Consider the following 6060-nt stretch of genomic DNA (forward strand, 5'->3'; position numbering starts at 1 on the left):
CGTAGTGCAGATAATTCAATGTGAACATTCCTTAAGGAAGAGCTGCAAGGACCGAACGGTGGTGAATATGGTCCCCGTCGACTCCTGTATTGAGATACCATAGGATGATCATACAATGAGTCAACACACGTCCTGGTCGGTTGGCACCAACTATCCAGGAACGCCAACCCAGAACCCGCAGCATTCGCCGCTGATAGGCGTCACGACACGAAAGTGTTGAATCTGTCCGACTTTTGAGAACGTATGGTGATCACGCTGCGAGGATGGATGTTTCGCGCCGTAGCGGCCTGAGATCGAGGCTGTCCGTCGAGGTCCAGATGTAATCGCCAGTGAGACTGATGTGTTGCCACCCGAGCGGGGTGATGTGTTTGACCAGGTCGGGCGGCGTGGCGATACCCTCCCGGTTGAGTTCGGCGAAGGCCGGTTCGAGATAGAGCGTGTTCCAGTAGACGATGGCATTGATCAGCAGGTTCAGCCCGGACGCCCGGTAGAACTGACTCTCGAAGGTCCTGTCTCGCAGTTCTCCGAGCCGGTTGAAGAACAGCGCACGGGCCAAGGTGTTCTGAGATTCGCTCTTGTTGAGGCCGGCCGTCGCGTTCCTGCGCATTTCGGGGTTCTGCCACCACTGGGGCAGAAAGATGGACCGGTTGATGCGACCGAGATCGCGTAGCGCCAACACCAGTCCGTTCTGGCGTGGGAATGCGGACAGCTTTGCCAACAGGGTCGAAGGCCGAACCTGCCCGGAACGGATCGTCGTGACCAGCCGCAAGATGTCGTTCCAGTTTGCCTTGATCCGCTCGACGTTGATGGGCTCGCCAACGAGCGATGCAAGGTTTTCGGGAGGCGTGTCGCCCGGGAAGAGATAGAGCTTGCGATCCTTGAGACCGCGCAGCCGGGGCACAATCTGGAAACCAACGAGATGGCAAAGGGCGAAGCTCATATCGCTTACCCCGCCGGTATCGACATAGTGGGTTTCGATGGCGAGATCGCTGCCATGATAGAGCAGTCCGTCGAGGACATAGATGGCTTCGCTCGCATTGGCATTCATGGCGATGATGTAGAAGCGCCGTACTGGTCAGAGGTGAACCGGTAGAATTTGGCGCCGGGGTTGGGACCATAGCGGGCGTTGAGGTCGCCGATCGCCTCGGCGTGTCCGCCCGCCGGAAAATACTGGCCATCGGAGGATGACGTTGTTCCATCGCCCCACAAGCTTGCCAGAGGCAATTGCCTCTGGGCGTTGACGAGAATGGCGTGCGCGGCCGTGTAACCTTCCTCGCGAATATGCCAATCGTGCGCCCAGGCGAGTTGGGGCATCGTAATGCCGGGGGAAACGTCCGCCATTCTCGTGAGACCGAGATTGATGCCGTCCGCCAGGATGGCGGTGAGGAGCGCAAGCTTGTTGTCGGCCGTCCGACCGCTGCGCAGATGGGTAAAGACGTTCGAAAATTCCGTTCGGTCGTCAACCTCAAGCAAAAGGTCAGTGATGCGGATCGCAGGCAGACGGCTTTCGACCTTTAGCTTCAGCGACTTGGCGATGTCCGGAAACATAGCCTTGTGCGGCGTGACGCTAAACCCCGCCCCGGTCAGTTCTACATCGTCGAGCTCGCCGGCTGCGGCCAGACGCGGGAGGTCAGCCAGTCCATCGTTCAGGAGCTGGCGCTGCTGGCGAAGATACGTCTCGACATCGGTATCAACAGCGATTGGAAGCGGTCCTTCCTCACGCATCAGCTCGAATGTCGGCGTGGGAATGAGAAAGCTTTCGAAAGACTGGAAGCGTTTGGCTCCTTCCACCCAGACATCGCCCGCATCGAGCCGGCGCTTCAATTCGCTGAACAGGCAAAGCTCATAAGCCCTGCGATCAATCTTTCCATCTTGGAGTATGAGAGGCATCCAGCCCTTCGGCGCAAAGGAGATCGGTGCCTTGTCGGGTATGGTCCTTTTGCCCGTACGATATAGACCCGCGACCACCGATAGCGTCCGCAAGAGGTTCGCCGCCACGGCGTGACCGCGGAACACGAGCGTGGAGAGAAACTGTGGCGCCAGTTTCCTGATCGTCGGATAGCGCTGGAGCATTTCGATTTTACCGTCGATAACATCCGGCGCGATCAGCGTATCGACCGCCTGGACACTGGTTGTAAAAGCTGGCCATTGGATGACCCGATCAAGCGCTTTGGCCATGTCCTCACCCTTCTCTCTGGCCTCGATGATCGCATGGCAGACTTTCGAAACGTCCTTCAACGGCTTCTGCACTTCCCGAACGGATCGGGTGACGCGAGCAGCCGCCTGGTTATTGGCTCGCCGCGTCAGGATGCCCATGAGTTTCTTGAACATGTCGATCGCGCAATCGGTGAGATGGCGGGAAAGGTGGAGCACTGTCGCAGCCAGGACAGCATGTCGGCGTTCGGTGTTGAGGTCGCGCAGATGCTGCGCGCTCGTTCGCGTCCCCTCTGCAGCAAATTCGTCAAAGACCTTGGCCGGAATGCGATCCATCAACGTCGTCAGCAGGTTCAGAGACCGGAGAAAGCGAATGCGCTCGGCAATTCTGTCGAGGTTGACGGCGGCTGGCGACAATGCCGGTGTTCTCGCCCAGGCAAGGATGGTCACGCTTGTCCCCTCGCGCGGATCGAGAAGCTCGTCCAGATCGAGCTTTTGGCCTTCTGAGATCCCGCCGGCCAAGGCCCGATGAGCAATACGAATGCCGCGCCTGATCGCCACATGAATGATGGCTTCGAGCGCCGGCCGCGCTGGCAAGAGAATTCTCCTGCGTCGTAGTTCTTCCACCACCATATCCGCCAATACATCGGCCTGGCGCAGGGTTTGCGCGGCAGGTGTCAGCCAGCCTGTGAGTGCCCGCACGTCCGAAGGCACAAACGGACGCATCTTCATTCTGTCGAAAAGCAGGGCCAGATGCTCGCGCCGCGTCTGCAGGCGCTCGAAATAACGATCGATCTCATGGTGATCGACGCCGATCTGCCGCGCCAGAAATCGTAAGACGCCAGCCGGCAGGACCTCGCCATCCGCAAGCGGTCGGCCCGGATATCGTAGCGTGGCCAGAACACAGGCGAGGCCCAGCCTATTCGAGGCCTTGTTCTGTCGCATGATCAGGTCGAGATCCGATCGATCCAACGTGTAATGTTGGCGATCTCCCTTTCGTCATCCGGGATGATCGTCGCCTGTTGCCACCATGCCTCGCTCAGTAGTGCTCTTCGCGCCATTCTCTGATCTTCCCGTTTCGTTGGGGAGAGTGCAGCGAACCGGAAAATGCGTGTCCGACAAACGAACGTTTTATGGCATCCACAGATTTTGTCCGCAAACCTTGCTCTTCGGCGGCAAATCGGACAATGTCCGAATTCAATGAGAAGCCGGACAAAACAGGGATCATGACCGCCATCGGCTATGCAAGAGTATCGACCGGCGACCAGGATACAGCCCTGCAGCGCGACGCATTGCGCAAAGTAGGTTGTGAGAAGCTGTTCGAAGACACGGCGTCGGGCGTAAAAACCGACCGGCCGGGGCTGGCGGAGGCCATTCGCTATGTGCGAGACGGTGACACGCTCACGGTCTGGAAGCTCGATCGGCTCGGTCGCTCGATGAAGCACCTCATCGAGATCATCACCGAGCTGGAGGCGAAGGGCGTCGGCTTCCGATCCATTACCGAAAACATCGACACCACGACATCTGGCGGTCGTCTGGTTTTCCATCTGTTCGGGGCGCTGGCCCAGTTTGAGCGTGATCTGATCCGGGAAAGAACGCGCGCCGGTCTGCAAGCGGCAGAGGAACGGGGCCGACGCGGTGGTCGCCAAGCGGTCATGACACCGGAGAAGCTTGCGAAGGCCCGTCAGCATTTGGCGGCTGGCCTCAACGTGAGAGAAGCTGCTGCCCGCGTGAAAATCGGCAAAACCGCGCTCTACCAAGCGCTCAAAGCGGCGGCCGTCGATGAATAGGGTTCGTGCGAACTCAACCGATCTTCCGCAAAAAGGGAATGCCTCATGAAATAATCCTCGTCGGAGCCAGCGGTACTATTGGCAAGGCCGTAGACATGGAGCTGATTGACCACCATGGTTGTGCGCGTCAACAGTGGCGACTTTCAAAGTGACATCGCCGATCTTTACTGCCGAGCAATTTGATGTTGGCTTGCGCAATAAACCGATGGGCCAGGTCAATCTTGTGATGCTGGGCCTCAAGCACATCCGCAACGGCGGCTCTTTGACTCTCGCCAGCGGCCTTCTCAATGAAGATCCGATCCGCGAAGGCGTTTCGGCCGCCATGGTCAATGGTGGCGTCGAGGTGTCCCGGAAGCGACTGGTGCTTCGGCCGTAGATCCGGGCTGGGTCGTCAGCTTGTCACGCGATAGCCAATGCCAGTGCTTCCGTGTCTTCATAGAAATGATAGAGCACGATCTTGCCGGCCTGCACTTTGCAGATCAGTGCCCAATCGCTGGCAAAATCCCTGCCCGTCGCTCTGCTCTTGTGACGGAGCGTACCATAGAGCGCGACATGCTCGCCTTCGGCGAACCGCGCGTCCACGCTGAAGTGACCAGGCTCCAGCAATGCCCCGAAGCCTCCGAAAAATAATTTAGCCCCTTCGAGACCTACGAACGTGCCGTGCAGAGGGTTCGTTGGGTTCGGCGTCGGCCGCGTCGAGATGAATTTCGCCTGTGGGTGAACAAGCTCAAGAGCCTTGTCCGTCTCACCTGAGAAAACGCGGCCAAGGAAGGCGTCAACAATTGCGGTTTCAGTCATGATCGTTCCTTTCAGTAATTGCAATTTTCAGAAGCCCGCCAGCACGATCTTGCCGATCGTCCGGCCCGCTTCCAGGCGCGCGTGGGCCGCTCGCAGATTGTGGGCATTGATCGGCCCGAGGACTTCAGAGAGGGTCGAGATTAGCCGACCGTCATCGGTCAGCTTGGCGGCGCCATTGAGGATGCTTCGCTGCTCCGCGAGATACCGCGCCAAGCGAAGACAAGATCCCGAGTTCCGCAAAATGGAACTCGAAGCCACACGCCGATATCAGGCAAGACAGCAGAACGCATCAGTGAAGACCAACCATTTGCTGGCCAAGTTGCCAACTGGAGTTGTTCCACCTGAGGATTAAACGCGAGCCGCTGCCACGGGGGTAGTGGGCACTGGGGGAGTGGCAGCGGCACGCCTCCCTTTCGGCAGGGAGCTAGAAACGGCTAGGAATCCGACTTGGTCCCAAGTGTTCGAACAGTCCTGCTATACCCGAAATGCTCGCTCGCACTGTGGGATCGTTAGGTCTTCCTAATATAGCGACTTACACGTGCAAACGGGATGATCGAAAATCTCAATTCTTAGCGTAACGTTTCTTTGATAGGTAAAAAGGAACCACCGTGGTGGCCGCAACTCTGACCGCAAGCGACCAGGGCCAGGCAGTCTGAGCACCCTTCTCCTCAACTATTCCGCCCGAGTTCGGGGAGCAGGAGACGTGCTGGTGATGCAGCCGCTTGGAATTGTAGAGTAACCTGTCGTAACCGGCATCAGGAAAAGGGGGCAAAGATTAGGGGGCGGGCGTTCCCGAAGTGGCCCGACAAAAAGATCCACATGTTCGCCGCTGCGCTGGGTGGACCGATGCGCTTTGTCGTGACCGTCGGGGCGTGGCTGATGAAGAAACAGGGATGCCTGGCAAAGCGCATCGTCACTGACAAGCTGCTCCTATGACGCGGCAAGACGCCAGGTGTCGGCTGTCGAGCATCGATCGCATAAGGGCCTGAACAAACCGGATTAGGAGACGCTTGGCAGCCTTGGTTGTTGCGCCGACGAATAACCAAATAAAAATGGAGAAAGGACTCATAGGGTCGAGCCTTGGCAATAGGTCGCCAGCAAGCGCAAGACCGTGTAAATATTTGCCCACGGCTCAGCCCACATTGGTCCGAGCGGATGGCGCGGCCACCCGGGCTTCTGCGGTTTAGAACGTCGAACATCTGCTGAGATTGGTACGATGCCAGCTTCCTACGAGAGCAGTCGCCTTGAACCACTGTCGTTGATTCTAGGCATCGAGCTCGATCTAGTTGGTCCGTAAAGTCTCTGGCCATTCCTGCGC

Annotated in this window: 4 protein-coding genes and 1 pseudogene; 2 read left to right on the forward strand and 3 right to left on the reverse strand. The window is 58.1% G+C overall.

The window, feature by feature from the left end:
• Positions 1-250: 250 nt before the first annotated feature.
• A pseudogene (locus LH464_RS23825) lies at positions 251-3215 on the reverse strand (Tn3 family transposase).
• Positions 3216-3341: 126 nt separating this feature from the next.
• Here LH464_RS23825 and LH464_RS23830 point away from each other — a divergent pair.
• Both LH464_RS23830 and LH464_RS23835 read left to right on the forward strand, forming a co-directional pair.
• Positions 3342-3944, forward strand: coding sequence for a recombinase family protein (locus LH464_RS23830; protein ID WP_449301443.1), 603 nt, complete (start codon positions 3342-3344; stop codon positions 3942-3944).
• 148 nt (positions 3945-4092) lie between these two features.
• On the forward strand, positions 4093-4320 hold the full coding sequence (locus LH464_RS23835; RefSeq protein ID WP_226788892.1) for a hypothetical protein: 228 nt from the start codon (positions 4093-4095) through the stop codon (positions 4318-4320).
• 23 nt (positions 4321-4343) lie between these two features.
• Here the strand turns inward: LH464_RS23835 and LH464_RS23840 are convergent, their stop codons facing one another.
• Together LH464_RS23840 and LH464_RS23845 are read right to left on the reverse strand one after the other, a co-directional pair.
• Positions 4344-4742, reverse strand: coding sequence for a nuclear transport factor 2 family protein (locus LH464_RS23840; protein WP_226788893.1), 399 nt, complete (start codon positions 4740-4742; stop codon positions 4344-4346).
• Positions 4743-4769: 27 nt separating this feature from the next.
• Entirely contained in the window at positions 4770-4955 is a 186-nt protein-coding gene (locus LH464_RS23845; protein WP_226788894.1) for a zinc-binding dehydrogenase, read from the reverse strand.
• Positions 4956-6060 lie beyond the last annotated feature (1105 nt).

This window comes from Pseudorhizobium xiangyangii, from assembly GCF_020531965.1.
GTDB lineage: Bacteria > Pseudomonadota > Alphaproteobacteria > Rhizobiales > Rhizobiaceae > Neorhizobium > Neorhizobium xiangyangii.

Bases quoted from the DNA above. Each gene is read 5' to 3' on its own strand.
- LH464_RS23830 (WP_449301443.1), top strand. From the start codon at position 3,342: ATGTCCGAATTCAATGAGAAGCCGGACAAAACAGGGATCATGACCGCC.
- LH464_RS23840 (WP_226788893.1), bottom strand. From the start codon at position 4,742: ATGACTGAAACCGCAATTGTTGACGCCTTCCTTGGCCGCGTTTTCTCA.